We start from the raw sequence: 25174 nt of genomic DNA, 5'->3' as shown, positions 1-25174 counted from the left end.
ATCCGCAACATCGACAAACTTCCCTGTGAGAGCGCTCTCTTGCTATCGATCCCCCACCCCTCGCCCCCACCTCTAGGAGGAGTTCCATGGCGCGAGCGCCACGCACCCTCGTAGCAGCCGCCGCCCTCTTGCTCGCCGGCCTCTCCCCCGTCGCCACCCCGTCATCCTCGGCCGCCCTGGCCAGCGAGGCCGGCGAATCCCGCGCCGGGTCCCACGGTGCCGCCGCCGGGCCGGCGGGCACCGATCTCGCCCCGGAGATGGTCCGGGCCATGCGTCGTGACCTCGGGCTGACCGAGGCGCAGGTCTTCACCCGGCTCCGGGTCGAGGCGAGCGCCGCGCACGTCGAACGGCGCCTGCGGGCCCGGCTCGGCGCGGCCTTCGCCGGCGCCTGGATCCCGTCCGGCGGGCAACGCCTGACCGTGGCGGTCACCGACCCGACGCTCGCCGCGGTCGTCCGATCCGAAGGTGCCGAGGTCACCACGGTCGCCCGCAGCGAAGCCACCCTGGATCGGGTCAAGGAGACCCTCGACCGCAACGCCGGCAAGGCGGCACCGGCGGCCGTCCACGGCTGGTACGTCGACGCGCCGGCGAACCAGGTCGTCGTGACCGCCGGCACCCGGGCCGCCGCCAAGGCGGCGGAGTTCGTCGCGGCCAGCGGGGTCGACCCGGGCCTGGTCCGGATCGCCGAGTCCGCCGAGGCGCCCCAGATCCGGTACGACATCCGCGGCGGCGACCAGTACGTGATCAACGGCAACACGCTCTGCTCGGTCGGCTTCGCGGTGCACGGCGGCTTCGTCACCGCCGGACACTGCGGCGGGGTCGGCAGCCCGACGCTCGGCTACAACAACGTCGCCCAGGGCACCTTTGCCGGCTCCACCTTCCCCGGCCGCGACTACGGCTGGGTCCGCACCAACAGCAACTGGACCCCGCAGCCGTGGGTGAACAACTACTCGGGCGGCAACGTCGCGGTCGCCGGCTCCCAGGACGCCGCGATCGGCAGTTCCGTCTGCCGCTCCGGCCGGACCACCGGCTGGCGGTGCGGGACGCTGCTGGGCCGCAACCAGACGGTCAACTACGCGCAGGGCGCCGTGCACGGGCTGAGCCGCACCAACGCCTGCGCCCAGGGCGGCGACTCCGGTGGCGCCTGGCTCAGCGGCAACCAGGCGCAGGGCGTCACCTCCGGCGGCTGGGGCAACTGCTCCACCGGCGGCGAGACCTGGTTCCAGCCGGTCAACGAGATCCTCGGCGTCTACGGCCTCACCCTGGTCACCACCGGCGGGGGCGGCGGAAACCGGATCATCAGCAACTGGAACAACAAGTGCATCGACGTGCCGAACTCCAACTTCTCCGACGGCGTACCGCTGCAGACCTGGAACTGCAACGGCACCTCGGCGCAGTCCTGGACCTTCACCAACGGGACGCTGCGCACCCAGAACAACATGTGCATGGACGTGGCCTGGGGCTCCCGGGACAACGGCGCGACGATCCAGATCGCGACGTGCAGCGGCAACCCGGCCCAGCAGTTCGTCCTGTCCGCCGCGGGTGACCTGGTCAACCCGCAGGCGAACAAGTGCGTCGACATCGGCGGCTGGGTCGACGCCGACGGCGCGCGCCTGATCACCTGGGAGTGCCTGGGCGGCGCGAACCAGAAGTGGCGACGCGGCTGACAACCGTGCCGAACGGACAGGGGCGTACCGCCGTGGCGGTACGCCCCTGTCGCATGTATCGCCCTGCCCTGCCCTGCGCCCGAGGGAATCAGCAGGTGTTGAGCATGGTGTTCAGCGCCGACTTCTCGGCGCTGTCGACCGAGAGGCCGTAGAACCACTTGACCTGGATCCAGGCCCGCGCGTAGGTGCAGTGGAACGAGGTCACCGGCGGCTTCCAGCGGGCCGGGTCCTTGTCACCCTTGGAGGAGTTGATGCTGCCGGTGACCGCCCACAACTCGGGACCGCCGAGGTCGTTGGCGTAGGTCTGCCGCCGCGCGGTGGTCCACGCCCAGGCCCCGGAGCGCCACGCCTCGGCGAGCGGAACCACGTGGTCGATGCTGATCTCGGAGGGGTTGGTGCGGGTCACGCCGTCGTACGGGCTGTACCACGACCCGGAGGTCGGATAACAGCTGGCGTCGACGACGACGTTGCTGCCGTCGCGCTTGAGCACCTGCTCACGGGTGTTGCAGGTGCCGGTGATCGTGATCCAGTGCGGGAACAGGTCACGGTTGTAGCTGGACTGGTTGGACTCGGCCGCGACGGTGAGCGAGTTGAGTCGGCTCAACGCCGTGCTGTACGAGGGGATGTTGGGCGGCGTGGCGTGGGCCGGTGCCGGCACCACCACGACGGACATGACCACGGCGACCACCGTGGCGAGTGCGGTCTTGCGTACGCGAGCCACTCGGCGACTCCTGACTGTCGGCTGCCACGGCGGGTGGGGGAGCCCGCCTGACACATGGCAGCGACCACACGGATTGTCGCAGACATTGCGATCAATAGATCCCTTCGCCCTTCGAAGGCACCGTGAACGCCACGTTGCGCGCCGGCGTCCCGAGCGGGGACGGCCCCGCTCAGGCCGCCGGTCGGGCGTGGTGCGGGGTCAGCTCGCGTCGAGGACCGGGCACGCCGATCTGGTCCGGAAGTTCGCGCCAGGTGGCGCGCCCCTGCACCAGCAGGGCGTCGACGGCCAGCAGCTGCCCGTCGACCGCGGCCAGCCGGTCGCGCGCGTCCCGGGGCAGCGCCACGGGTGAGCCGGCCGCCAGCGGCAGCAGGTGCAGGGTCACCACCGAGTCGCCGTGGACTCCGGCGTCGGGCAGGTTGACGATCCAGACCGAGCCGTCCCAGAACCGGTCGGTGACCGGGCGGCCGTCCACCCGTAGCTGGCCGACGTCGCCGGCCCAGCGGATCCGCAGGTGGGTGTCGAGCCGCGGGTCGGCGACCCACCGGGGCAGCGGCACCCGGTAGACGGCGGCCAACTCGTCGAAGGTCGCCGGGGTGGGCGCGGACTGCCGCCCGTCGTACCTGCCGTAGTCCACCGGCACCGTGCCGGCGGCGGCCCGGACCAGCTCGACCGCCACCGACTCGACCGGACCGGCCGACCCGGCACCGGCCGGCTGGGAGCCGTTCGGCACGGCGGCCCCGGGGCGGCCGTCCGGCACGGCAGCGGGGTCGACGACGTCCTCCATCGGAACGTCGACGAACGCCCGCCGGACGCGGTCGTAGGCCCGCACCGCCGGCCCGTACGCTTCGATCCGCCCGTCCGGACCCCAGGCCAGCTCGTCCGCGCAGAGCAGCAGCCGCCGCACCGGGCCGTCCTCGCAGACCCAGATCTCGTCGGCGACGGCGGCGGGCAGCACCAGCAGGTCCAGCGCGCCGCCGGCCGCGTCGAGCCGGACCGGCGACAGGCCCGGCTCGACGGTGGCGGCGACACCGCCGGCCGAGTAGGTGGCCTCGATGCCGGCCTCGGCGACCAGCACCAGGGTGGGCACGTCGCCCGGCAGCAGGGTGAGCACGGACGCGGTGGCCCAGTCCAGGCGTACGCCGCCGACGGTCAGCGCCAACGGCCAGCGGGCCAGGGTGCCGGCCGGTACGTCGATCGGCCGGGCGGGCAGCACGATCTCCTCGCGGTCGAGTACGACCCGCAGCCGGGTGTCGCGGTGGACCGGGAGCGGCAGGTGCGGCTGGTGCCAGGCGACGAAGAGGAACCCGCTGGCGCCGTCGCTGCGCAGCGCCCAGCGCAGGGTGCGGTCGTCGTCGACCCCGACCGGGCGGACCTCGGGCAGGCTGGACGGCATCTCGGCGAGCGCGGCGCCGAAGGCGGCCAGGAAGGCGTGCTGGCGGCGCAGCTGCGCGTGGCTGGCGGCGAGCAGGCCGGCCTCGCCGATCGGGGCGTGGAAGTCGTAGCCCAACCGGGGCAGGTCGTTGGGGTAGCCGGTGGCGTGCGACTCCTGCATGCCGTCGTCGCCGGGCGGGTTGGTGCCACCGGCGTACATGTAGTAGCCCTGCCAGGCCGACCCGTTGCCGATCTTGCAATGGGCGATGGCCGCGACGTCCAGGGCGGTGGGGCGCGGCCGGCGGTGGTAGGCGGTGGCCATGCCGCCGCCCAGCTCGCAGGTGGCCGGCGGGAAGAGCGCCGACGGGGTACGGGATTGTGCGGCGTCGGCGCTGCTGCCGGCGTGCAGTTGCCGCCGGCGGACGTCGGCGCCGATGCCGGGGTCGTCCCAGACGTGGGAGAAGAAGTAGTGGTCGCGGAAGGTGGGGTCCCAGGCCGCGTCGGCGTCGACCCAGAAGCCGTCGCCGTAGCCGCCGTAGAGCGGCAGCACCTCCTCCGGTGGGAGGGCGGCGCTGCCCCACGCGGTGCCGGTCCAGAGCGGCGCGGACAGGCCGGCCTCGCGGGCCAGCCGCTTGAGGGTGACCAGGTGCTCGGGCTGGGCGTAGAGCTCGTTCTCCAGCTGGATGCCGAGCACCGGCCCGCCGGGGCCGCACCGGCCGTCGAGGGCGGCGGCGAGCTGGCCGAACCACTCGCGGACCAGGTCGAGGTAGGCCGGGTCGTCGGTGCGGTGCCGGACCGGGGCCTGCTGCACCCAGTCCGGGAAGCCGCCGTTGCGGGTCTCGCCGTGGCACCACGGACCGATGCGCAGCACGACGTCGAGCCCTTCGGCGGTCGCCAGGTCGACGAAGGCGGCGACGTCGAGGTTGCCGTCGAAGCGCGGCCTGCCGCGGTGCTCGACGTGGTGCAGCCAGAAGACGTAGCTGCTGGCCACGGTGACGCCGCCGGACCGCAGCTGCCGCAGTCGACGCCGCCACCGGCCCCGGGGCAGCCGGCTGTAGTGGAGCTCGCCGGAGACCGGCACGACCGGCTGGCCGTGGCGGATCAGGTAGCGGCTGGTGAGCGAGATGCCGGGCCGGACGTCCTCCTCGTTGCTCATCCGCGGCCGGCGTAGCGGCTCGGACCAGGGCTGGTGCCGGACGACGAGCGGCTCGGTGAGCACGGTGACTCCTCTGCGACGTACGGGTCGGCGTGGTCACGATCGGTGACCTGGCCGCGCTGTGGTGCCGAAGGACTGTAACCGGTCACAGCCCATCGGTCCGCACGATACATCGACTTAACCTGCCTGAAGCAAGGGCTTGACAAGCAAGCTGAGGCGCATCACTGTGACCGGTCACAGGCCCATGTGGTGACGCACATCATTCCCGGCTGCGCCCCGGCCCGCACCACCGCGGCCCGCAAGATCGAGGAGGATCGATGAGAAAGGCAGTTCTGCCGCTCGCCGGAGTGCTGGCCGCGGCGCTGTTTCTGACCACCGCATGCAGCGGATCCGACGACTCCGGCAGCAACCCCGGTGAGAAGGTCGAACTCACCTACTGGAGCTGGGCGCCGAACATGGACCAGGTCGTCGAGGCCTGGAACGCCACCCACCCCGACATCCACGTCACCGTGAACAAGCAGGACGGCGGCGATCCCGCCGTCACCAAGCTGCTCACCGCCATCAAGGCCGGCAGCGGGGCCCCCGACGTCATGCAGGCCGAGTACCAGAAGATCCCGACCCTGGTCGCGGCGGACGCGGTCGCCGACATCGCCGCCGAGGTCGGCGACCTCAAGGCGAAGTTCCCCGAGTCGGCCTGGAACGCCGTCACCCTCGGCACCGAGGCGGTCTACGGCGTCCCGCAGGACTCCGGCCCGATGATGTTCTACTACCGCGCCGACGTCTTCGACTCCCTCGGCCTGGCGGCCCCGGCCACCTGGGACGACTACGCGACCGCCGCCCGCAAGATCCATGCCGCGGACCCGAAGCAGTACCTCGGCACCTTCTCCGCCAACGACTCGGGCTGGTTCGCCGGGCTCTCCCAGCAGGCCGGCGCCGCCTGGTGGGGGGTACGCGACAACGCCTGGACCGTCGCGATCGACGACGCCAGCACCCAGAAGGTCGCCCGGTACTGGGGCGGACTGGTGCAGGAGGGGGTCATCGACAACAAGCCGATGTACACCCCGGAATGGAACGCCGCGCTCAACGACGGCACCCAGGTCGGCTGGATCGGCGCGGTCTGGAGCCCCGGCGTGCTGGAGGGCAGCGCGGCCTCGACCAAGGGCAAATGGAAGGCCACGCTGCTCCCACAGTGGGACGCCGCCGCACCGGCCAACGGCAACTGGGGCGGCTCGGCCACCAGCGTCACCAGCCAGAGCCGGCACAAGAAGCAGGCCGCCCAGTTCGTCGCCTGGCTGAACACCGACCCGACCGCGATCAGGGCGTTGGCCACCACCGCCAACGTCTACCCGGCCTCGGTCGACGCCACCGCGACGGCGCTGACCACGCCGCCGGCCTTCTTCGCCGACCAGGCCGACTTCTACACCGTCGCCGCCGAGGCCAGCCGGATCACCAACCCGTTCACCTACGGCCCGAACGTCAACGTCGCCTACAGCGCCTACAACGACGCCTTCGCCAAGGCCGCCCAGTCCAGGCAGGCCGCGGCCTTCACCGAGGCGCTGGCGACCATGCAGCAGGCCACCATCGACGACATGCGCAACGCCGGCTTCACGCTCGCCGGCTGACCCCGCCGCCCGGCCGCGACGCGGCAACCCTGCGCGCCGCGGCCGGGGCCGACCAGAGCACCGACGGAAGGTCACGGTCGTGACGGTTCCCACCACCACTCGTACGCCCCGGACGGCCACCCGCAGCGGCCGGCGCGCCGCGGTGCCGTACTCGTTCCTCGCGCCGGCCCTGCTCCTGTTCGCCGCGTTCCTCGCGGCACCGATCGGCTACACCGCGTACCTGAGCCTGCGCCGGACCAAGGTCAGCGGACTGGGGCTGGGCGCCGGCTCGCGCACCGAGATCTGGGCCGGCCTGCACAACTACGCCCGCTCGCTCACCGACCCCGAATTCCTGCCCAGCGTCTACCGGGTCGGGGCGTACGGGCTGATCGTGGTGCCGACCATGCTCGGGCTGGCCCTGCTCATGGCCCTGCTGCTGGACGCCGGCCGGACCCGGGTGGGCGCCTTCGCGCGTACCGCGATCTTCCTGCCGTACGCGGTGCCGGCGGTGGTCGCCTCGCTGCTCTGGGGCTTTCTCTACCTGCCCCGGGTCAGCCCGTTCGCCGACGTCCTCCAGGGCATCGGCATCACCCCGCCCGACGTGCTCGCCGGCTCCGGGGTGCTCTGGGCGGTGGCCAACATCGCCGTCTGGGGCGGCACCGGCTTCAACATGATCGTGATCTACACGGCGCTGCGGGCCATCCCCCGCGACCTGTTCGAGGCGGCCCGGCTGGACGGCGCCTCGGACGTGCAGATCGCCTGGCGGGTCAAGATCCCGATGGTGCTGCCCGCGCTGATCATGACGTTCATCTTCTCGCTCATCGCCACCTTGCAGGTCTTCGCCGAGCCGATGACGCTGCGCCCGCTGAGCAACACCATCTCCACCACCTGGACGCCGCTGATGAAGGTGTACCGCGACGCCTTCACCCGCAACGACGTCCACTCGGCGGCGGCCACCTCGGTAATCATCGCGCTGGCGGCCTTCGTCGTCTCCTTCGGCTTCCTCAAGCTCGTCGGCTCGCGCGCCTTCCAACAGGAGGATCGGGCATGAGCGAGCCCCCGCGAGCGAATCGTCAACGCAGCGTAGATGCCGGCACGCAGCGCAGCGGAGGGCCGGCATGAGCGAGCACCCGCGAGCGAATCGTCAACCCAGCGGAGGGCTGGCATGACCGCCACCACCGCGATCCCGGTTGCTCCGGTGACCGGCGCACCGCCACCGGCCCCGCGCGCATCGCACCGCCGGATCAGCCCCGCCGCCACCGGCCTGCTGCTGCTCGGCGCGCTGTACTGCCTGTTCCCCGTCGCCTGGGTGCTGATCGCCTCGACCAAGAGCGCCGAGGAACTCTTCGCCACCTTCACCCTCGCGCCCAGCACCCACCTCTTCGACAACATCGCCTCGCTCAGCGCGTACCGGGACGGCCTCTACTGGCGCTGGATGGCCAACACCGCCTTCTATGCCGGCGTCGGCGGGGCGGCGTCCACCCTGGTCTCGGCGATGGCCGGCTTCGCCCTCGCCAAGTACGCCTTCCCCGGCAAGTCGTTCGTGTTCAACGTGATCCTGGCCGGGGTGCTCGTGCCCGGGGTCATCCTGGCCATCCCGCAGTACCTGCTGCTGGCCAAGGTCGGGCTGACCAACACCTACTGGGCGGTGCTGCTGCCCAGCATCATCAGCCCGTACGGGATCTACCTGTGCCGGGTCTTCGCCGCCGCGGCCGTACCCACCGAGGTGATCGAGGCCGCCCGCATCGACGGCGCCAGCGACTGGGGCGCCTTCGGCCGGGTGGCGCTGCCGATGATGCGCGCCGGCCTGGTGACCGTCTTCCTGTTCCAGTTCGTCGCGATCTGGAACAACTTCATGCTGCCCTTCATCATGCTCGGCGACGACCAGCTCTACCCGGTCACGGTGGGCCTGAACGGGCTGCTCAACCAGGGCGCGTCCCAGCCCGCCATGTACACCTCGGTGGTCACCGGGGCGCTGCTGTCCATCGTCCCGCTCGTCGCCCTCTTCCTCGGCCTGCAACGCTACTGGCGGGTCGACCTGGGCGCCGGCGCGGTCAAGGGGTGACGACGAGATGACAGAGACTATGATCCCATCCGTGCCGACCTCGCCCCCGACGGGGCGCAAGCGGCCCACCATCCGCGACGTGGCGCGCGAGGCCGGGGTCTCTTACGCGACCGTCTCCCGCGTCCTCAACGGCCGGGAGTGGGTCAGCCCGGAAGCGGTCCGGGCCGTCCGGGAGGCCATCGCCCGCACCGGCTACACGGCGAACCCGCACGCCCGTTCGCTGGCCACCGGCCGGTCCGGCTCGATCGCCTTCCTGCTCACCGAGCCGCAGCACCTGCTCTTCGCCGACCCCAACTTCTCGGTGCTGCTGCGCGGGGTCGCGCAGGCGCTCTCCGACCGGGAGTTGACGCTGCTGCTGATGATCGCCTCGACTCCGGAGGAGCGGAACCGGACGGTGGCGTACCTCTCCGGCGGTCACGTCGACGGCGTGCTGCTGGTCTCGCCGCACTCCGGCGATCCGCTGCTGAGCAACCTCGTGCGGGCCGAGGTGCCGGTCGTCGCGTGCGGCCGGGTGCTCGGCTACGAGCAGGTGATCAGCTCGGTGGCCGCCGACGACCGCTCCGGCGCCCGGTCGGCGGTGGAGCACCTGGTCGCCGCCGGCTGCCGGCGGATCGCCACGATCACCGGGCCGCAGGACACCTCCGGCGGGGTGGACCGGTTGCAGGGCTACACCGACGCCCTGACCGCGCACGGCATCCCGGTCGAGCCGGCCCGGATCGGGCACGGCGACTGGAGCCGGGAGAGCGGCGCGACGGCGATGCGTACGCTGCTGCGGCAGGCCCCCGACCTGGACGCGGTCTTCGCCGCCTCCGACGTGATGGCCGCCGCCACCCTGCCGGTGCTCCGCGAGGCCGGCCGCGACGTGCCCGGCGACGTGCGGGTGGTCGGCTTCGACGACTCCGGGCTGGCCGCCACGCTGGACCCGCCGCTGACCACGGTCCGCCAGCCGCTGGGCCGGATCAGCGAGGAGATGGTCCGGCTGCTCACCGACGTGATCGCCGGACGCACCCCGCTCTCCATCACCGTGCCGACGAGCCTGGTCGTCCGGGCCTCCTCGCCCGCACCGGCCTGAGACACCCGGTCCGGCCCAGCGGCCGGCCGGCGCACCCACCACCACCTCACCTGGTACCAGATCCGTCCGGCAGCCCGCCGGACGTGCCCGCTCCCCCTGCGGGTATCGCATCCCTCCATGTGAAGGAGCGCCATGAAACCGTCCCTGCAGGCCCTGGGCCGTGTCTGTCGCAGACACGCCCTCGTGGCGGTGGCCGTCCTCGCGGCCCCGCTGGCCCTGATCGCCCCCGCGCAGGCGGCCAACACCCTCACCATGCGCGGCGCGGACGTCTCCTCCCTGCAACGCAGCCTCGACCTCGGTGCGCGGTACTACAACGCGTCCGGCGCGCAGGCCGACCCGTACGACATCCTCGCCTCGAAGGGTGTCAACTACCTGCGGCTGCGCATCTGGAACAACCCGGTCAGCGGCTACAACAACAAGGCCAAGGTGCTCCAGCAGGCCAGGGCGATCAAGGCCAAGGGCTTCAAGCTGCTGATCGACTTCCACTACTCGGACACCTGGGCCGACCCGGGCAAGCAGTACACCCCCGCGGCCTGGGCCAACCACTCGCTGAGCCAGTTGCAGACCGACGTCTACAACTACACCCACGACGTCTGCACGGCGCTCAAGGCGCAGGGCACCACGCCGGACGCGGTGCAGATCGGCAACGAGATCAACGTGGGCATGCTCTGGCCCACCGGGCGGGTCGTCAACAACAACTTCGCCCCGCTGGCCAGCCTGCTCAAGCAGGGCTACAACGCCACCAAGGCGTGCAACAGCGGCACCCAGGTGTGGATCCACACGGCCAACGCGGACAGCAACGCGAACGCCCGCTGGTTCTACGACGGGATCAGGGCGCAGGGCGTCACCTGGGACGTCACCGCGCTCTCCTACTACTGCATGTGGCACGGCTCGCTGGCGAACCTGTACAACGTGATCGTCGACGTGCGGTCCCGCTACGGCAAGCCGGTGGTGCTCGCCGAGACGGCGTACCAGTTCACCACGGCCGACGCCGACAACGAGCCGAACTCGATCCCCGGCACCGTGCTCTGTGACAACATCCCGGCCAGCTGGGCCGGTCAGGCGCAGCAGTTCAGCTGGGTGCAGAACACCGCGCGCAACGCCGGCGCGGTGGGCGTCTTCTACTGGGAGCCGACCTGGTATGCGATCCGCGGCAACGGCTGGGACCCGGCGAACATCAACGGGACCGGCAACGGCTGGGACAACATGGCCGTCTTCGACTGGACCGGGCGGGTGAACCCGCACGTGGTCTGGACCCCGTAACCCGACCGACCGGCCGGACCCGGCGTGGCCCCGCCCGCCGGGTCCGGTGTTGACCGGCCCTCCCCGCGCCCGGCCCGGGACCGTGCACGGCCGGGAACCGTCGACGGGCCGGGACCGTGCACGGCCGGGTCAGCGCTCGGCCAACGACACCAGCAGTTCCTGGGGCCGGTGGTCGGAGACCCCACCCGCCGCGCCGAAGCGGTAGGAGTGCACCCGCACCTGCGGCGAGACGAGCGCCCAGTCCAGCCGCCACCACCTCGGCCAGCCGGGACTCTCCGCCCAGCTCGCCGGGTAGAGCGCGGGCATGGCGTAGCTCGCGTCGCGCAGGCCGTCGGGCAGCTTGCCCAGGTCGCCCATCGCCGGGCTGGTGTTCAGGTCACCGGCGACCAGCACCGGATGCGGGTTGCTGCGCACGTCGCGGGCCAACGCCCGCCACTGCGGTTCCCGCTGGGCGTGCTGCCGCCGCAGGATCCGGTAGAAGTCGGCGTCGAGCAGGCCGTGCTCGGGCGAGAGCTGCACGGGCAGGTGCAGGTTGTACACCGACAACACCCGTCCACCGCCGACGTCCAGGTCGGTACGCAGGGTCTTGTAGCGCCACTCGTCGCCGGCCGCGGCGATCTCCGGAGGCAGGCCGACCGCCTCCAGCGGCACCTGCCGCAGCACCGGCAGGCGGGACACGGTGACCAGCTCACCGGCGACCACCACCTGGAAACCGGGGAACTCGGCCCGCAGCCGGTCGAGCGTCGCCGCCGTCGGCCCGGCCGTCTTCTCGTACCAGTACTCCTGCAACAGGTAGAGGTCGGCGTCGGCGTCCCGCAGGACCCGGTACAGCGCCTCGGTCTCGCCGCCCTCGTCCCAGTAGCCGGTGTTCCAGGCGAACACCCGCAGCGCGTCGGCCGGGGCCGCGCCGTCCCCGCCCTGCCACCGGCGGACGTTGATCCCGCTCTGTCCCGCGCCGAGCAGCAGCGCGGCGGCGACCAGCAGCGCCACCGCGCGGCGGGCCCGCCGCAGCGCGCCGCCGCCGGTGTGGTCCCGGGAGACCGGAGCGCCCGCCGCACCGCCCACGCGGGCCCGGGACAGCAGAGCGCTCAGCGCCGCGCCGACCGCCAACGCCACCGGCACGAGCAGGAAGGCCAGCGGCGGCACGGCGTCCACCGCGAGCCAGAGCCACCAGCGCCCGCTCAGCGCCAGATGCGCGGCGGTGAACGCCAGCCAGAGCGCCGCGGCGACGACCAGCACCCGCGCCGGCCAGCGCCGCGACGCCGGGCGGGCCGGTGACGTCGGCGCGGCGGCGGTGTCGGTCACCGGCACGGCTGTGGTCACGCCGACTCCCACCGGGGGGCGCCGTCGATCGGGAAGGAGGCGTCGTAGAGCTGCCGGAAGGTCCGGGAGAGCAACCACTGCACCGCGCCGGTCGCCACCCCGGCCGCGATCGTCACGTTGACCACGAAGTGCAGGGCGGCGAAGCCGAGCAGGAAGACCGGCCCGTGCCGGCGCAGGACGAAGCGGTACATGCCGGCGTCGCAGACCAGTGAGGCGACGAGCAACGCGGCCGGCACGACCGCGCCCCCGGGCCCGAGCAGCAGCGGTACGGCCAACGCCGGCAGGCTGGCGAACGCGGCGAGGCTGCCCCAGGCCCGGGAGGCGGTCTCGAAGCCCTTGCCGAAGCGCCGGGCCCGCGCGTACAGGGGGATGCGCAGCCGGCCCCGGTGGAACAGTTTGCGCAGCAGCCCGGAGAGCTCGTGGTCGTGGTCGTGCCGGCCGCGTACCTCGGAGGTGAGCAGCATCCGGTGCCGCCGGGTGAGCCGGTAGCCGTAGTCGACCTCCTCGGTCTGCCGCAGCGCCGGGTTGAACGGCCCGATCTCGTCGTGCACCGCCCGCCGGATGAGACACATGGCGGGGAAGAGGAACGACACGTCCCCTTCCGAGCTGATCGACCAGTAGTGGTACTGGAGGCCGCGGTACCGGGAGACCAGGGTGTCGTGGATCAGGGGCTCGGCGTCCTGGATCCCGCAGACCGCACCGACGGTGGGGTTCGCGCGCAGGATCCGCACCGCGTTGGCGATCGCGTCGGGCGCCAGCGCCAGGTCGGAGTCGACGTAGCAGATCAGCTCGCCCCGGGTGTGCGCGGCGCCCACGTTGCGGGCGGTGCCGCAGCCGCTGTTCACCCCGGTGCTGACCACGGCGACGCCGAGCGCGCCGGCCACCGCGACGGACTGGTCCGTGCTGCAGTCGTCGACCATCAGCAGCTCGATGTTCGGGTAGGTCTGGTCGAGGATGGACCGCAGGGACAGGTCCAGGGACTCGGCGTAGTTGTAGTTGGGCACGATCACCGAGACCAGCGGAAGCGTGTTCATCGGGTGGCGACCTCCGGACGGTCGTAGAGCCGGCGGAAGCGCGCCGAGGCCAGCCAGGCGGCCACGCCGGAGGCGGCGGCGACCGCGATGACCAGGTTCAGGAAGAAGTGCATCGCGATGAAGTAGACCAGAAACAGCCAGCCGCGTTCGGCCCGGACGAACCGGTACATCGGCAGGTCGCCGGCGACGAAGGCAGCGAACGCGGCCAGCGGCGCCAGCAGGAGGGCCGGACCGAGCAGCACCGGCAGGACCAGGGTGAGCAGGGTCAGCGGGGCGGCGATGCTGACCCAGGCCCGGGGGCCGCTGCGCAGCCCGCCGGGGAACTCCGGCTTGCGGGCGTACATCGGGATGTGCAGGGCCGTGCGGGTGAAGACCTTGCGCAGCAGCACACCGAGTTCGTGGTCGTGGTCGTGCACACCGCGTACCCGGGGGGAGAGCAGAATCTCGTAGCGCTGCGCGAGCCGCAGGCCGTAGTCGGCGTTCTCGGTCTCCCGCAGCCGGGGGTTGAACGGCCCGATCTCGTGGAACACCCGGGTCGGGATGGCCAGCAGCGCGGTGTAGAGCGTGCTGATCCGGCCCTCGTCGGCGATCAGCCAGTAGGACTGTTGCAGGCAGCGGTACTCCTCCAGCAGGCTGTCCCGGATCAGCGGCACCGGGTCGTAGTTGCCGCAGACCGCCCCGATCGTCGGGTCGTTGGTGAGCAGGTCGACCGCGTTGGCCACCGCGTCGGGCCGGGCCGCGACGTCGGAGTCCACGAAGAACAGGATCTCACCGGCCGCGGCCTCCGCGCCGAGGTTGCGGGCCGCGGCCGGGCCGCCGTTGCGCGGCGTACGCACCACCCGTGCCCCGTGGGCCTCGGCGACGGCGACCGAGTCGTCGGTGCTGCAATCGTCCACCACGATGATCTCCAGCTGCGGGTAGGTCTGCGCCCGTAGCGAGTCGAGGCAGAGATGCAGCGCGCGGGCGTAGTTGTAGTTCGGCACGATGACCGACACCAGGGGATGGTTCATCAACTGTCCGTCCAGGTCAGCAGGTGTGGATAACGGGCGGTGATCTGCGCCACGGCCAGGATGAGGCCGACCGCGACGGCGCACCCGACGATCGTCCGGTCGCGCAGCAGGATCCGGATCGGGTCGCCGCCGGTGCGCAACACCAGGACCGCCTGGAGGTACCGGAACGCGGCCAGCAGTCCCAGCGGCACGACGATCGCCAACGCGACCGGCGGGTAGGCGTCGATCGGCGCGTCGAGGTGCAGGTACAGCAGGAAGGTGATGCCGGCCAGGGAGGTGGTGAGGCCGAGCAGGTGGTCGGCGAGCAGCAGGTTGTACCCGTGCAGGGCGGGCCGGTGCGGGGTGCCCAGGGCGGCCAGTTCGTACCGGCGCTTGCCGAGGATGAGCACCAGGCAGCCGCTGAACACCGCGGTCAACAGCAGGCTGGAGGGCACCGCCCCGGTCGCGGTGTACCCCTGCATGACCCGCAGGACGAAGCCGGCGGAGACCACGCAGACGTCCAGCAGCGGCAGGTGCTTGAGCCACCTGCTGTAGGCGGTGCTCAGGGCCAGGTAGGCGACCAGCGGCCACCAGGGCATCGCCGGGCCGGCGACGGTCACGGCGACCAGCAGCGTACCGAGGACGACGGCGTACCCCCAGGCCACCGGGACCGGGACGTGCCCGGCGGCGACCGGCCGGCGCCGCTTCTCCGGGTGGGCCCGGTCCCGGTGGCGGTCGGCGATGTCGTTGACCACGTAGATCACCGAGGAGGCGAGCGTGAACGCGGCGACCGCCCAGACGCACCGCCACAGGGCCGACGCCGTCCAGACCGGGGTGTCCACCAGGGCGAGCGGAACGGCGAGCAGGTTCTTGACGACGTGGCCCGGTCGGGCCAGGGCGAGCAGGTGTCGCAGCAGCCCGGGCAGGCGGGCGACGCGTTTGGTGGCTACCGGGGCGACCGGCGGCTCCACCACGGTCTCGGCGGCGGTCATCGGTCCCCCGTCAGAAGAAGATCTTCGCGGCCGACAGCGCGCCCTGCCGCCAGGGATCACGGCTGGTCCGGCCCTCGCGCGCCGGACGGTCGCGGTGCCGTTGCGCCCGCCACCACTCGTAGGTGCGCAGGATGGCGTCCTGGTTGGACAGCTTCGGGTGGAAGCCGAGCCGGTCGCGGGCCTTGTCGATGCTGACGTACGAGTCGGCCATCAGCTTGTGCAGCAGCCGCCCGTAGACGGGCGAGAGGCGGCTGCGTTCCAGCAGGCTGAGCGCGGCGAGCGCGGGTCGGGCCGGGAGCGAGACCACCCGCCGGCCGTGCCCGGCGGCGTCCAGCACCGCCTGGAAGTCCTCGCGCAGCGTGCCGAAGCGCTCGGCGGCGAGGTTGTACGTGTCGTTGGCCAGGTCGTCCTCGGCGTGCAGGACGGTCACCACCGCCTCCACCAGGTCGTCCACGGCGAACATCTGGATCCGCACGTCGCCGCGGCCGAGGACCGGGAAGTTGCGCCCCTCCTCGGCCCACTCGAAGAGCATGGCGAAGAGCCCCATCCGGCCGGGGCCGACGAAGGTCTTGGGTCGCAGCACCGCCACCGGCAGTCCGTCGGCCCGGTGCCGTTCGGCGATCTCCTCGGCGGCGGCCTTGGCCGCGCTGTAGGTGTCGACCGGCGCGCGGGGGTGCTCCTCCGGGGTGGGCACCTGCTTCGGCAGCCCGTAGACGGCGGTCGACGAGACGTGCAGGACCCGCGCCACGCCGGCCCGTCGAGCGGCGTCGAAGACGCCCCGCGTCCCGTCGACGATGACCGACCGGATCTGGTCGGCCGGGTAGCTGGGCAGCGCCGCCGCGCAGTGGATCACGACGGTGGCCTCGGCGAAGGCGCGCTCCAGCAGTCGCGCGTCCCGGATGTCCCCGACGTGGCTGACCGTGCTCTCGGCTCGCAGGTCGACGCCGTGCACCTGGTGCCCGTCGGCGGTCAGGCGCTCGGCGACCCGGGAGCCGAGCATGCCGGCGGCGCCGGTGATCGCGATCACCACAGGGATCCCACCTTCTGCGCGACGAACCGGGTCACCAGCCGGGTCAGCCCCTGGTCGAGCACCTCGTCGAGGGCCTCGACGGCGCGCTGCGCGTCGGCCGGGTCGGTGACCAGCGACGGGCCGATGATCAGCGGGTTGAGGCCGTTGAGCGTGTAGTAGGTGAAGATGTCGTGGTCCCGGTAGAGCGCGTTGATGACGGCGCAGGTGACGAGCTTGGCCTTGAACCTCGGGTCGCGGGCCATGCCGGCCGGGGCGAGCCGGGACACCAGGTCGAGGAGCTTCGGGCCGCCGTCGATGTGCACGCCCCAGAGCGCCCCGGCCCCGGCCACCCGCCCGACCGCCTCCGGGTGCTCCTTGGCCAGCCGGTGCAGGGCCGGTTCGAGGACCCGTTCCAGCTCGCGGGCGCGCGCCGGGTAGTCGTCCTGCACCACGATGTTGATCGCCTCGATGGCGGTGACGCACTCCTCCCCCATGCCGTAGTAGGTCGTGCTGGTGCTCTGCAACAGCGCGTCGGTGAGGTTGTCGTACGCGCGGCGGAACACCGGCTTCCGGGCGACGAAGGCCGAGATGGACGACTTGCCGCCGCCGAAGGATTTGCTCGTGGTGAGCACGTCCGGTATCAGATCCGGGTAGCGCATGAAATAGAAGAGGCTGCCCGTCTTGCCCCAACCGGTGTAGATCTCGTCGAAGATGAGCACGATGTCGTGCCGGTCGCACAGTTCGCGCACGCCGCGCAGAAAAGTTTCATCGCACCACCGAATTGTGGAGGCGCTGAACGGTTCGACGATGAGGGCATAGACATCGCCCGGGTGCCGCTCGATAGCCGACCGGACGGAATCCAGATCGCCATACGCGAATGGGACGATGCCCGGAATTGTCGGAAAGTTGAAGTGGGGCTGCCCGGTCAACCCACCGGAACCGAGCAGCTTTCCGTGGAAACCGCAGTCCGCACGCAGGATGGTCCCCCGCCGGCCGCCGTGGTACTTGTAGGCGAGCTTCACCGCCCCCTCCACTGCCTCGGCGCCGGAGTTGGGCAGGAACGACATGGAGAGGTCGCCGGGGAGCAGCTGCGCCAGGTTGTGGCCGAGGGCCGCAAGATAGGGCGAAAAGTACGTCTTGTGCACTTCCATCCGCTGGCGCTCGGCGAACCGTTGCCGGGCCGCCACGATGCGTGGATGGTTGTGGCCGTGGTTGAGTACCCCCACCCCGCCGGTGAGGTCGAGGACCCGCCGGCCGTCGCGTAACTCCAGGTAGGCGCCCTCGGCCCGGTCCACCAATTCCCGGCCGAAACCGAACGAGGTCATCAGATTGACCTGGCTCGCGTTCACGTACCGCCGATAGAGGTCGTGCACCTCACGAACGGTGAACCGCTCGCATTCCTCGACACTGACCAGATTGGGCATGTCACGACGCTATCTATTGCCCCATGATCTCTCCTGAACCGTTACTGGATGCAACCTTGACTACGCTAGGCAACTCTTGCGGATTGGGTTGCCGGTCGATAACTTGGTCAGGGCGCAACACAATTGCCGCCGGTCAATTCCCTCGCGCATTAGCCAAAACCCCGTTGAGGTGCTCATCATGCCGCCGACGGTGTCGGTCATCATCCCCACCCACAACAGCTCGAAGACCCTGGGTGCGTGTCTTGAGGCGGTCCGCCGCCAACGACACCCGGTGACCGAGGTCATCGTCGTCGACGACGCCAGCACCGACGACACCCGGGCGGTGGCGCAGCGGTTCCCGTGCCGGCTGCTGGTCACCGACCGCAACGCCGGACCGGCCGCCGCCCGCAACCGCGGCATCCAGGCCAGCACCGGCGAGCTGATCTTCTTCCTCGACTCCGACTGCGCGCCGGAACCGGACGCGCTGGACAACGCCCTGGCGATCCTGCGCGACCAGCCGGACGTGGCCTGCGTACACGGCATCTACGCGCTCGAACCGCTGATCGACGACGGCCCCGTCGAGGCGTACCGGCTGCTGCACGGGCACTACTGGCGGCTGCGCAACGTCGGGCGGGTACGCACCACCCTCTTCGCGATCTGCGTCATCCGCCGCGAGGTCTTCACCACGGTCGGCCTCTTCGACGAGAGGCTGCGCGCCTCCGAGGACGTGGAACTCGGCGACCGGATGGGCGACCGGTACGGCGTCGTGCTCACCGACACGATGGTCTGCCGGCACGACGACGACAGCCGGCTCGGCGCGCTGCTGCGCAAACAGTTCCGCCGCTCGCAGCTGCTGATCCCGGTGGCCCTGGCCGAACGCGGGCCGGCCGGCATCCGCGCCAACACTCCGGCGGGCATCGTCGCCGCCGCCATGGTGCCGGCCGCCCTGCCCACGGCACTGCTCACCGGTGGCTGGCCGCTGCTGTCCCTGCTGTTCTTCGTGCTGTTCATGGTCGCCGAACCGGGGCTGCTCCGCTTCGTCCTGCGCCACCGCGGGCCGGCGTTCGCGGTCTTCTTCTTCGCCGTGCACATGGTGGTGCAACTGGCTGTCGTGACGGGAGCCGTGGTGGGCGGGTTGCGTCACCTCGCCGACCGCGACTTCGGCCCCACGCGGGTGACCGCCGCGAAGACGCCCCGATGAGCGACCCCCGAGGATCCGCCGCCCGGCTCTGCTCGCACCTGCACGCCCAGGCACTGCACTATCTGCTCTTCGCCTACCGCGGCCGGCAGGCGCTGCGCCGCCGCCCCACCCTTGGCGGTCCACGCTGGCCGGCGTTCGGCCTGGCCGGCGACGAGGTCGCGCTCACCGTCGACGACGGCCCGCACCCGCAGTGGACCCCGGCCCTGCTCGACCTGCTCGACCGGCACGGAATCCGGGCCACCTTCTTCCTCATCGGTGACCGGGTCCGGGAACGCCCGGACCTGGCCCGGCAGGTGCGGGCCGCCGGTCACGTGATCGGCAACCACTCCCGGTCACACCCGCAGCCCTTCGCCGCGCTCTCCCCGGAGCAGATCCGAGCGGAGATCGCGCACACCCAGCGGGAGATCGAGGACGCCACCGCGATCACCCCACGGCTGTTCCGCGCGCCCGGCGGCAACTGGTCGCCCACGGTCCTGCGGACCACCGCCGAACTCGGTCTCACCCCGGTCGACTGGACGGTCAACCCCAGTGACTGGCGCCGCCCCGGCACCGCCCGGATCGCCCGGACGCTGTCCCGCACCCGCCCCGGGCAGATCATGCTCTGCCACGACGGCGGCGGCGACCGGTCGCAGACCATAGCGGCCCTCGCCGAGGTGCTCCCGAGACTGACCGACCGCGGGCTTCGCTTCGTCACCGTCCCGGGGGAGACACCAGATGTCGCACGATGAACTGTCCATACTGCTCCTGGGACCGGTGCGGGCCCGCCGCGCGGACACCCTCCTCTACCTGGGCACCCCCCGCCAGCGGGAGGTCCTGGCGGTGCTGGCGATGCGCAGCGGCATGGTGATGTCCGTCGCCCAGATCGTCGACGCGATCTGGGTCGGCCGTCGCCCCGACTCGGTGGAGAACATGGTGCACACCTACATCGGCCGGCTACGCCGGGTGCTGGAACCGCCCGGCCGCCGACCGGCGCTGGCCCAGGTGCTGCGCTCCACCCGGCCGGGCTACACCCTCGACATCCCGGCCGGCGCGGTGGACATCGCCCGCTTCGAGCAGGACGTCCGAGCGGCCCGCGCCGCCCGCTCCCAGACAGACCTTTCCCAGTCGCTCTTCCTTTTCCAGCGGGGCCTCGACCGCTGGTCCGGCCGGGCCCTGCACGAGGCCACCGGCCCGCTGGCCGAGGCCGAACGGATCCGCCTGACCGAGCTGCGCCAGGACGTGCTGGAGGAGGTGACCGGCGTCCGGCTCCTGCTCGGCGACGTGGAGAACGTCGTCGCCGAGCTGCGCTGGATGCTGGCCGAGCACCCGATGCGGGAGCGGCTCTGGGAGCTGCTGCTCATCGCGCTCGGGCAGACCTCCCGGCGGGCGGAGGCGCTCACCGCCTTCCAGGACGCCCGGACCGCGCTGGCCGACCGGCTCGGGGTGGAGCCGGGGCACCGGCTCCAGGACCTGCATCGCCGGCTGCTGCGCAGCGAACCGGTGACGGTGTGGCCGTGGTGGGAGCGCCGCGTCCCGGTCTGACCCTCAGGACTCCGCGACGGCGGCCGGGGTGAGAACGAAAAAGCCGCCCTCCCCGGCGCCCGCCGGCAGCCGCGTGCTCACGTCGAGCCCGCAGTCCCGGATCACCGTCACGAACTGCTGGGACCGCGGCACGTCGTAGATCTGCACCAGGATCCGGCCCCGCTCGGTGAGCCGCCCCGGCAGCCGGCGCAGCAGGTCGGCCGCCTCCGCCACGGACAGGTAGTAGATGACCTCGCGCAGCAGGATCGCGTCGTACCGTTGCGGAGGCTGGTACGCCCGGATGTCGGCCACCTGGTAGGAGGCGTCCGGCCGGCCGAGCGACCGGGCCGCCTCGATCGCCCGGCGGCTGATGTCCACCCCGTGGTAGTGCCGGTACCGGCCCGGGGTCAGCGGAAGGTTGGCGCTGGTGCCGCAGCCCAGGTCGAGGATCGTCGGGTTGGGGGCCCACGTCTCGATCAGCGACAACGGCATCGCGCCGTCGCCCGCCCCGTCCAGGTAGCCCCAGAAACCCAGCGCGTACTGGGTGTCCCAGAGCGCGGCGTTCAGCCGGGGGCTGCGGCGCACCAGCCACCGCAGCGGTGCCCCGACCAGCCGTGCCAGCATCCGTAGTGGCGCGTTCGACATGGTGTCATCACCTTTCTCCGCCGGAACGACTCCGGCGGCTCGCACCGCGGCGGGCCCGGCTCAGCCGACCGCAGCCGGCCGCTCGACCAGGCCGAGCCGACGCCGGTGCAGATACTGGGCCAGCAGCAGCCCTCCCCCACCGACGGCCACCTCGCTGAGCGCGCAGACCAGCCGGCTGATCAGCACCACCGGCGTGGCCACGGCCACCGGCAGCACCGTGGCCAAACCGAGCATGAGCACCGCCTCGCGTACCCCCAGGCCGTCCGGGGCGACCATCACCGCCAGGCCGGCGACGGTGGCGGCGGCGAACCCCGCCACACAGATCAGGTACGACCGGACGGGCGGCGCACCAGCGGCCACCGCGAGCAGCCACAGGTGGTGCCCGGAGACGAACCAGGACAGTGACTGCGCGGCGACGGCGCGCCGGACACCGGCGGGGGACGCGACGACCTGCGGCGGCTGACGCCGCAACAGCCGCGCCGCCAGGGCGAGCCCCCGGTTGAGCAGCTCCGGCCGGGCGACCAGCACGACCAGCGGGACCGTGGCCACCAGCAGCCACCCGGTGGCACCGGAGAGCAGCGCCGGCCCGGCCGCCAGCGCGACCGTCATCCCGGTCATCGCCACCACGGCCCAGCTGAGCAGGAACACCCCGGCCAGCCGGACCGGCCCCACCTCGATCTCCTTGCCCATCCGCAACAGCACCGGCAGGGCGACGAGGCGGCCCGGGACGAACTTGGCCAGGAACCCCACGAAGAACAGGCGATACGCGGTCCATCGGTCGACCGGCGCGCCGAGGTCGACGAAGAGCGCCCGCCAGGACGCCAGCCCCAGCAGCAACCCGGTGGCATTGATCAGCAGCGCGCCGACCAGGGCCACGCTCACCCGCAGCGGATCCAGCTGGCCGGCCAGCGTCGACACCGGCGTCCAGTCCTGGGAGCGCACGAAGAGCACCAGACCGACGATCAGGGCCACCACGAAGACGACGGTGAACATGCGGTTGGCCAGTCGCCACCACCGGCCGTTCACCGGCGCGACCCCACGGCGACGGGCCGGGACCGGACGGCCCGGACCCGGCGCAGCAACGCGCCGCACACCCCCAGCCCCATCCCGACGAACTCGGTCAGGTGGGTGAGCCACCGCAGCCCGGCGGCGTAGAGCAGGAACCGCGGGCCGCGGTGCCGCAGGGCGAACGCCAGCAGCTCCCGGTCGGCCACCACGACGGCGGCGAGCAGACCCGCCGGCAGCGCCGCCAGCCAGGGCGACACGAGGACCAGCGGCGCGGTGCCCACGGCCAGCCCGCTGCCGACCATGCCGACCACCGACCCGAGGTCGACCCGGTGCGGTGTCCGGTCCGGAGCCTGCGGCCCGGCGGCCGGCCGTTCCCAACGGGCGGCGGCGACCGCACCGGCGTACGTCACCGCCCGGCGGAACAGCTCCGACAGGTACGGCCACAGCTGGTCCACGTCGTCGTGGCGGCCGACCATCTCGTCGCTCATCCGGATCTCGTACCGGGCGGGCAGCCGGGTGCCGAACTCCACGTCCTCGGCGTCGCGCAGCCGCTCGTCGAAGCCGCCGACCAGGTCGAAGACCGTCTTCGGCACGGCGGTGAGGGCGAACATCGTGGTTGCCGTCACTCCGGTGGCCCGACGCCGCCAGAAGTGCTCGAACAGCGTCTTGTACGCCTCGACCGGCCCGTCGTCGTAGAGCGGGCGCAGGTCGTAGATGCCCTGCACGACACCACAGTCGGGATACGCCTCAAGGGTGCGTACCGCGGCGGCCAGCGCGCCGGGCGCCAGGGCGATGTCCGAGTCGACGAAGAACAACACGTCACCGGTGGCGCGGGCGGCACCGGCGTTACGGGCCGCCGACACTCCCCGGTTGACCGGGAAGGCCAGCACCGTACAGGGAAATCCGGCCGCGATCCGCCGGGACCGGTCGGTGCTCGCGTCGTCGACGACGATCACCTCGGCCGGCGGTGTGGTCTGCGCGTAGACCGCAGAGAGGCAGTCGTGCAGCGTCCGTTCCTTGTTGTAGTTGGGTACGACCACCGAAACCCTCACCGGGCCACCTCCTCGATGCCGTCGGCCCCGGCCCCGCCGCCGCCCGGACGCAGCGCCAGCCAGCCCAACGCCACGACCCCGACCAGCACGTACATGTTGGTGGACAGCAGTTCCCCGCCCCGGAAGTGCAGGTCCTCGCCGCGCAGCCCGACCAGGATCCAGGCGGCGCTGGCCACGTACCCGACCCAGAGCAGCGCGCCGGCCACGAGCGCACGCCGGCTGCCGGCCCGCCGGCCCCGCACCACCAGCAGCACCAGCGCCGGTACGCACCACACCCAGTGGTGGTGCCAGGAGACCGGCGAGACGAGCAGGCCGGTCGTCGCGATGGCGAGCCCGCCGAGGAGTTCTTCACCGGCGCGGGCGCAGCGGACCGCGACCACGATCCCGGCCACCGCCGTCAGCACCGCCACCGGCAGCCAGACGGCGCGTACGTCGGCGGTGTCACCGAGCCGGGCCAGCGCGCCGTGCAGCGACTGGTTCAGCACCGTCCGGGGATCGCCGGTGACCCGGGCGGTGTCGAGCAGACCGCCGCCCCAGAACCGGGCCGAATCCACCGGCCGCCAGGCGAAGCCGAGCCCGACGGTGGCGCCGAAGCCGGCCAGCGCCACCCCCGCCGCCCGCCACCGGCGCAGGCAGAGCAGGTAGACCACGAAAATCAGCGGGGTGAGCTTGATGCCGGCGGCGATGCCGACCCCGAGACCGTGCCAACGGCGGTCGGGGCCGGCGGCCAGGTCCAGCAGCACGACCAGCATCAGGAACAGGCCCACCTGGCCGACCTGAAGGTGACCGGCAACCGGAAACATCGGCAGCGCCGCGACCGTGCCCACCAGCACCGGACCAGCGCCGGCACCGGCGTCAGCGGCGCGCAGCGCCACCCACACCACGGCCGACAACGCGGCGACCGAGGCCGCCGACCAGATCCCGATCCCGGTCGCGGCATCGACATAGGCCAGCGGTTGCAGGAGCAACGCGGCGAACGGCGGGTACGTGAAGCCCAGCGCGATGCCGTCGGCACCCCAATAGGCGACCTCGTAGAGCTTCCCGTCGCCGCCGGCGGCGGCCACCGCGCCCATCCGGTAGACCGCGAGGTCACCCCAGAACCGGCCGGTCTCCCGGTACACGACCACCAACGCGGCGGCCACCAGCAGCGGAAACGTCAGCAGGGCGGTGGCGGAAAACGCGGCTTTGAACCGGCGATCCGGCCGAGAGCCCGCCGCCGAAGAAAGGGTCGTCGTCACCGATCTCCCCCTTCGGACGTCGGCGGGAAAACGGTAGCAATCAAATGGTCAACGCTTTCTGGAGCGAATCTGGATTACCCACGGTCCCTGTGACGGCTCGGCCGGCTCACGCAGACCGGGCGCGAGACCCTGCGTCGCCACGACCAGGCGGCCGCCTGTCGCCCTCAGGCGAGTGCAGGGTTGTCGTGGATCAGCCGCCAACCCAGGGCGCCGTACCAGATCATCACCGGTAGGTGGAGGCCGTAGCCGAGCTGTTCCAGCCCCGCTGACGGGCCGTCGATTCCGGTTGTCCATGGCAGCAGAACCGCGGCGAGACCGGAGGCCGCGGCGATCACGCCGGCGCGACGAAGCGCGGGGGGCAGCGGTGCGCCGAGCGCGGTCGTCACGGTCGCGGCGGCCCAGAGCAGCCCGGCCAGGTTGACCGTCCACTTGGCGGTGAGGAGCACCGCCCAGGCCACCATGGCGGCCGCCGGGTCGGTGGGATCGGCGGCCAACTGGGTCAGCGCCAGGTTGCCGGCGTCGTGAAGCAGACCCGCCAGACCGGCGCAGGCCAGCAGCCCGCCGGCGAGCGACACCAACTGCGGCCGGTGCCCGGTAGGGCGGGTCGTCATCACGAGCCCGGCCGCGAGCAGGGCGAGCCAGCCGACGACATCGAGGCCGAGCCCGATCAGGTGCGACGCGACCCGGGCGTTCACGACTGTCAACACGGCGGCGGGGTCGGCCGGATTCAGGGTCAGCCCCGACGGCAGGACGAGGGCCACACCGGCGAGCATGGCGAACAATGAACTCAGCAGCAGCGCGCCCGTCAGTCGGGCCGCCGAGCGATGGTCAGTGGAACTCATGGCGGCACGCTAGAACCCTGAC

Annotated in this window: 22 protein-coding genes; 9 read left to right on the top strand and 13 right to left on the bottom strand. The window is 72.1% G+C overall.

Features of this window, described 5'->3' with window-relative positions; translation table 11 throughout:
• Nucleotides 1–86 precede the first annotated feature (86 nt).
• Nucleotides 87–1667: a ricin-type beta-trefoil lectin domain protein gene (locus ACQPYA_RS13640; protein ID WP_433532950.1), complete on the top strand. Its 1581-nt coding sequence runs from the start codon at nucleotides 87–89 to the stop codon at nucleotides 1665–1667.
• Between the two features lie 88 nt (nucleotides 1668–1755).
• On the opposite strand, the gene ACQPYA_RS13635 is transcribed toward ACQPYA_RS13640, so the two are convergent.
• Together ACQPYA_RS13635 and ACQPYA_RS13630 are read right to left on the bottom strand one after the other, a co-directional pair.
• Nucleotides 1756–2388, bottom strand: a complete 633-nt coding sequence (locus tag ACQPYA_RS13635) for an HNH endonuclease family protein (protein ID WP_433532949.1) — start codon at nucleotides 2386–2388, stop codon at nucleotides 1756–1758.
• 169 nt (nucleotides 2389–2557) lie between these two features.
• Nucleotides 2558–4978 carry a beta-galactosidase gene (locus ACQPYA_RS13630; protein ID WP_433532948.1) on the bottom strand — a complete coding sequence of 807 codons (2421 nt, stop codon included), beginning with the start codon at nucleotides 4976–4978 and terminating at the stop codon, nucleotides 2558–2560.
• A gap of 254 nt (nucleotides 4979–5232) precedes the next feature.
• Between ACQPYA_RS13630 and ACQPYA_RS13625 the strand changes: the two genes are divergently transcribed.
• The 5 genes from ACQPYA_RS13625 (at nucleotide 5233) to ACQPYA_RS13605 (ending at nucleotide 10916) form a co-directional block, all read left to right on the top strand.
• Nucleotides 5233–6537: an ABC transporter substrate-binding protein gene (locus ACQPYA_RS13625; protein ID WP_433532947.1), complete on the top strand. Its 1305-nt coding sequence runs from the start codon at nucleotides 5233–5235 to the stop codon at nucleotides 6535–6537.
• 79 nt (nucleotides 6538–6616) lie between these two features.
• Nucleotides 6617–7567 carry a carbohydrate ABC transporter permease gene (locus ACQPYA_RS13620; RefSeq protein ID WP_433532946.1) on the top strand — a complete coding sequence of 317 codons (951 nt, stop codon included), beginning with the start codon at nucleotides 6617–6619 and terminating at the stop codon, nucleotides 7565–7567.
• Between the two features lie 114 nt (nucleotides 7568–7681).
• On the top strand, nucleotides 7682–8581 hold the full coding sequence (locus ACQPYA_RS13615; protein ID WP_433532945.1) for a carbohydrate ABC transporter permease: 900 nt from the start codon (nucleotides 7682–7684) through the stop codon (nucleotides 8579–8581).
• A gap of 19 nt (nucleotides 8582–8600) precedes the next feature.
• Nucleotides 8601–9653, top strand: a complete 1053-nt coding sequence (locus tag ACQPYA_RS13610) for a LacI family DNA-binding transcriptional regulator (RefSeq protein ID WP_433533496.1) — start codon at nucleotides 8601–8603, stop codon at nucleotides 9651–9653.
• 132 nt (nucleotides 9654–9785) lie between these two features.
• The gene (locus ACQPYA_RS13605) at nucleotides 9786–10916 is read left to right on the top strand and encodes a glycoside hydrolase family 53 protein (RefSeq protein WP_433532944.1); all 1131 of its coding nucleotides are present in this window, start codon (nucleotides 9786–9788) and stop codon (nucleotides 10914–10916) included.
• 129 nt (nucleotides 10917–11045) lie between these two features.
• On the opposite strand, the gene ACQPYA_RS13600 is transcribed toward ACQPYA_RS13605, so the two are convergent.
• Genes ACQPYA_RS13600 through ACQPYA_RS13575 form a run of 6 tightly spaced genes read right to left on the bottom strand, consistent with a single transcriptional unit; the run spans nucleotide 11046 to nucleotide 17588 of the window.
• The gene (locus ACQPYA_RS13600) at nucleotides 11046–12239 is read right to left on the bottom strand and encodes an endonuclease/exonuclease/phosphatase family protein (RefSeq protein WP_433532943.1); all 1194 of its coding nucleotides are present in this window, start codon (nucleotides 12237–12239) and stop codon (nucleotides 11046–11048) included.
• Nucleotides 12236–13273 (bottom strand): glycosyltransferase family 2 protein, encoded by a 1038-nt coding sequence (locus tag ACQPYA_RS13595; protein ID WP_433532942.1) that lies wholly within the window; start codon nucleotides 13271–13273, stop codon nucleotides 12236–12238. The genes ACQPYA_RS13600 and ACQPYA_RS13595 overlap by 4 nt, the downstream gene beginning before the upstream one ends.
• Entirely contained in the window at nucleotides 13270–14283 is a 1014-nt protein-coding gene (locus tag ACQPYA_RS13590) for a glycosyltransferase family 2 protein (protein WP_433532941.1), read from the bottom strand. The genes ACQPYA_RS13595 and ACQPYA_RS13590 overlap by 4 nt, the downstream gene beginning before the upstream one ends.
• A complete protein-coding gene (locus tag ACQPYA_RS13585) occupies nucleotides 14283–15254 on the bottom strand; it encodes a UbiA prenyltransferase family protein (protein ID WP_433532940.1) in 972 nt (323 codons plus the stop codon). Before ACQPYA_RS13585 ends, ACQPYA_RS13590 begins: the two co-directional genes overlap by 1 nt.
• Before the next feature lie 10 nt (nucleotides 15255–15264).
• Nucleotides 15265–16284 carry an NAD-dependent epimerase/dehydratase family protein gene (locus ACQPYA_RS13580; RefSeq protein WP_433532939.1) on the bottom strand — a complete coding sequence of 340 codons (1020 nt, stop codon included), beginning with the start codon at nucleotides 16282–16284 and terminating at the stop codon, nucleotides 15265–15267.
• Nucleotides 16278–17588, bottom strand: coding sequence for an aspartate aminotransferase family protein (locus ACQPYA_RS13575; protein WP_433533495.1), 1311 nt, complete (start codon nucleotides 17586–17588; stop codon nucleotides 16278–16280). The genes ACQPYA_RS13580 and ACQPYA_RS13575 overlap by 7 nt, the downstream gene beginning before the upstream one ends.
• A 277-nt stretch (nucleotides 17589–17865) precedes the next feature.
• Between ACQPYA_RS13575 and ACQPYA_RS13570 the strand changes: the two genes are divergently transcribed.
• The 3 genes from ACQPYA_RS13570 to ACQPYA_RS13560 are packed head-to-tail and all read left to right on the top strand — an operon-like array spanning nucleotide 17866 to nucleotide 20388.
• On the top strand, nucleotides 17866–18867 hold the full coding sequence (locus tag ACQPYA_RS13570) for a glycosyltransferase family 2 protein (RefSeq protein WP_433532938.1): 1002 nt from the start codon (nucleotides 17866–17868) through the stop codon (nucleotides 18865–18867).
• Entirely contained in the window at nucleotides 18864–19595 is a 732-nt protein-coding gene (locus ACQPYA_RS13565; RefSeq protein ID WP_433532937.1) for a polysaccharide deacetylase family protein, read from the top strand. Before ACQPYA_RS13570 ends, ACQPYA_RS13565 begins: the two co-directional genes overlap by 4 nt.
• Complete coding sequence (locus ACQPYA_RS13560) at nucleotides 19582–20388, top strand: AfsR/SARP family transcriptional regulator (RefSeq protein WP_433532936.1); 807 nt, start codon at nucleotides 19582–19584, stop codon at nucleotides 20386–20388. Before ACQPYA_RS13565 ends, ACQPYA_RS13560 begins: the two co-directional genes overlap by 14 nt.
• A gap of 3 nt (nucleotides 20389–20391) precedes the next feature.
• On the opposite strand, the gene ACQPYA_RS13555 is transcribed toward ACQPYA_RS13560, so the two are convergent.
• From ACQPYA_RS13555 to ACQPYA_RS13535, 5 genes are all read right to left on the bottom strand, one after another.
• Complete coding sequence (locus tag ACQPYA_RS13555; RefSeq protein ID WP_433532935.1) at nucleotides 20392–21012, bottom strand: class I SAM-dependent methyltransferase; 621 nt, start codon at nucleotides 21010–21012, stop codon at nucleotides 20392–20394.
• 60 nt (nucleotides 21013–21072) lie between these two features.
• Nucleotides 21073–22038: a lysylphosphatidylglycerol synthase domain-containing protein gene (locus tag ACQPYA_RS13550; protein WP_433532934.1), complete on the bottom strand. Its 966-nt coding sequence runs from the start codon at nucleotides 22036–22038 to the stop codon at nucleotides 21073–21075.
• On the bottom strand, nucleotides 22035–23072 hold the full coding sequence (locus ACQPYA_RS13545) for a glycosyltransferase family 2 protein (protein WP_433532933.1): 1038 nt from the start codon (nucleotides 23070–23072) through the stop codon (nucleotides 22035–22037). The genes ACQPYA_RS13550 and ACQPYA_RS13545 overlap by 4 nt, the downstream gene beginning before the upstream one ends.
• A complete protein-coding gene (locus ACQPYA_RS13540) occupies nucleotides 23069–24310 on the bottom strand; it encodes a glycosyltransferase 87 family protein (RefSeq protein WP_433532932.1) in 1242 nt (413 codons plus the stop codon). Before ACQPYA_RS13540 ends, ACQPYA_RS13545 begins: the two co-directional genes overlap by 4 nt.
• A 164-nt stretch (nucleotides 24311–24474) precedes the next feature.
• Nucleotides 24475–25152 (bottom strand): hypothetical protein, encoded by a 678-nt coding sequence (locus tag ACQPYA_RS13535; RefSeq protein ID WP_433532931.1) that lies wholly within the window; start codon nucleotides 25150–25152, stop codon nucleotides 24475–24477.
• Nucleotides 25153–25174 lie beyond the last annotated feature (22 nt).

This window comes from Micromonospora sp. CA-263727, assembly GCF_050942455.1.
Taxonomy (GTDB): Bacteria; Actinomycetota; Actinomycetes; order Mycobacteriales; family Micromonosporaceae; genus Micromonospora.
This window is presented reverse-complemented; position numbering and strand designations above follow the sequence as displayed.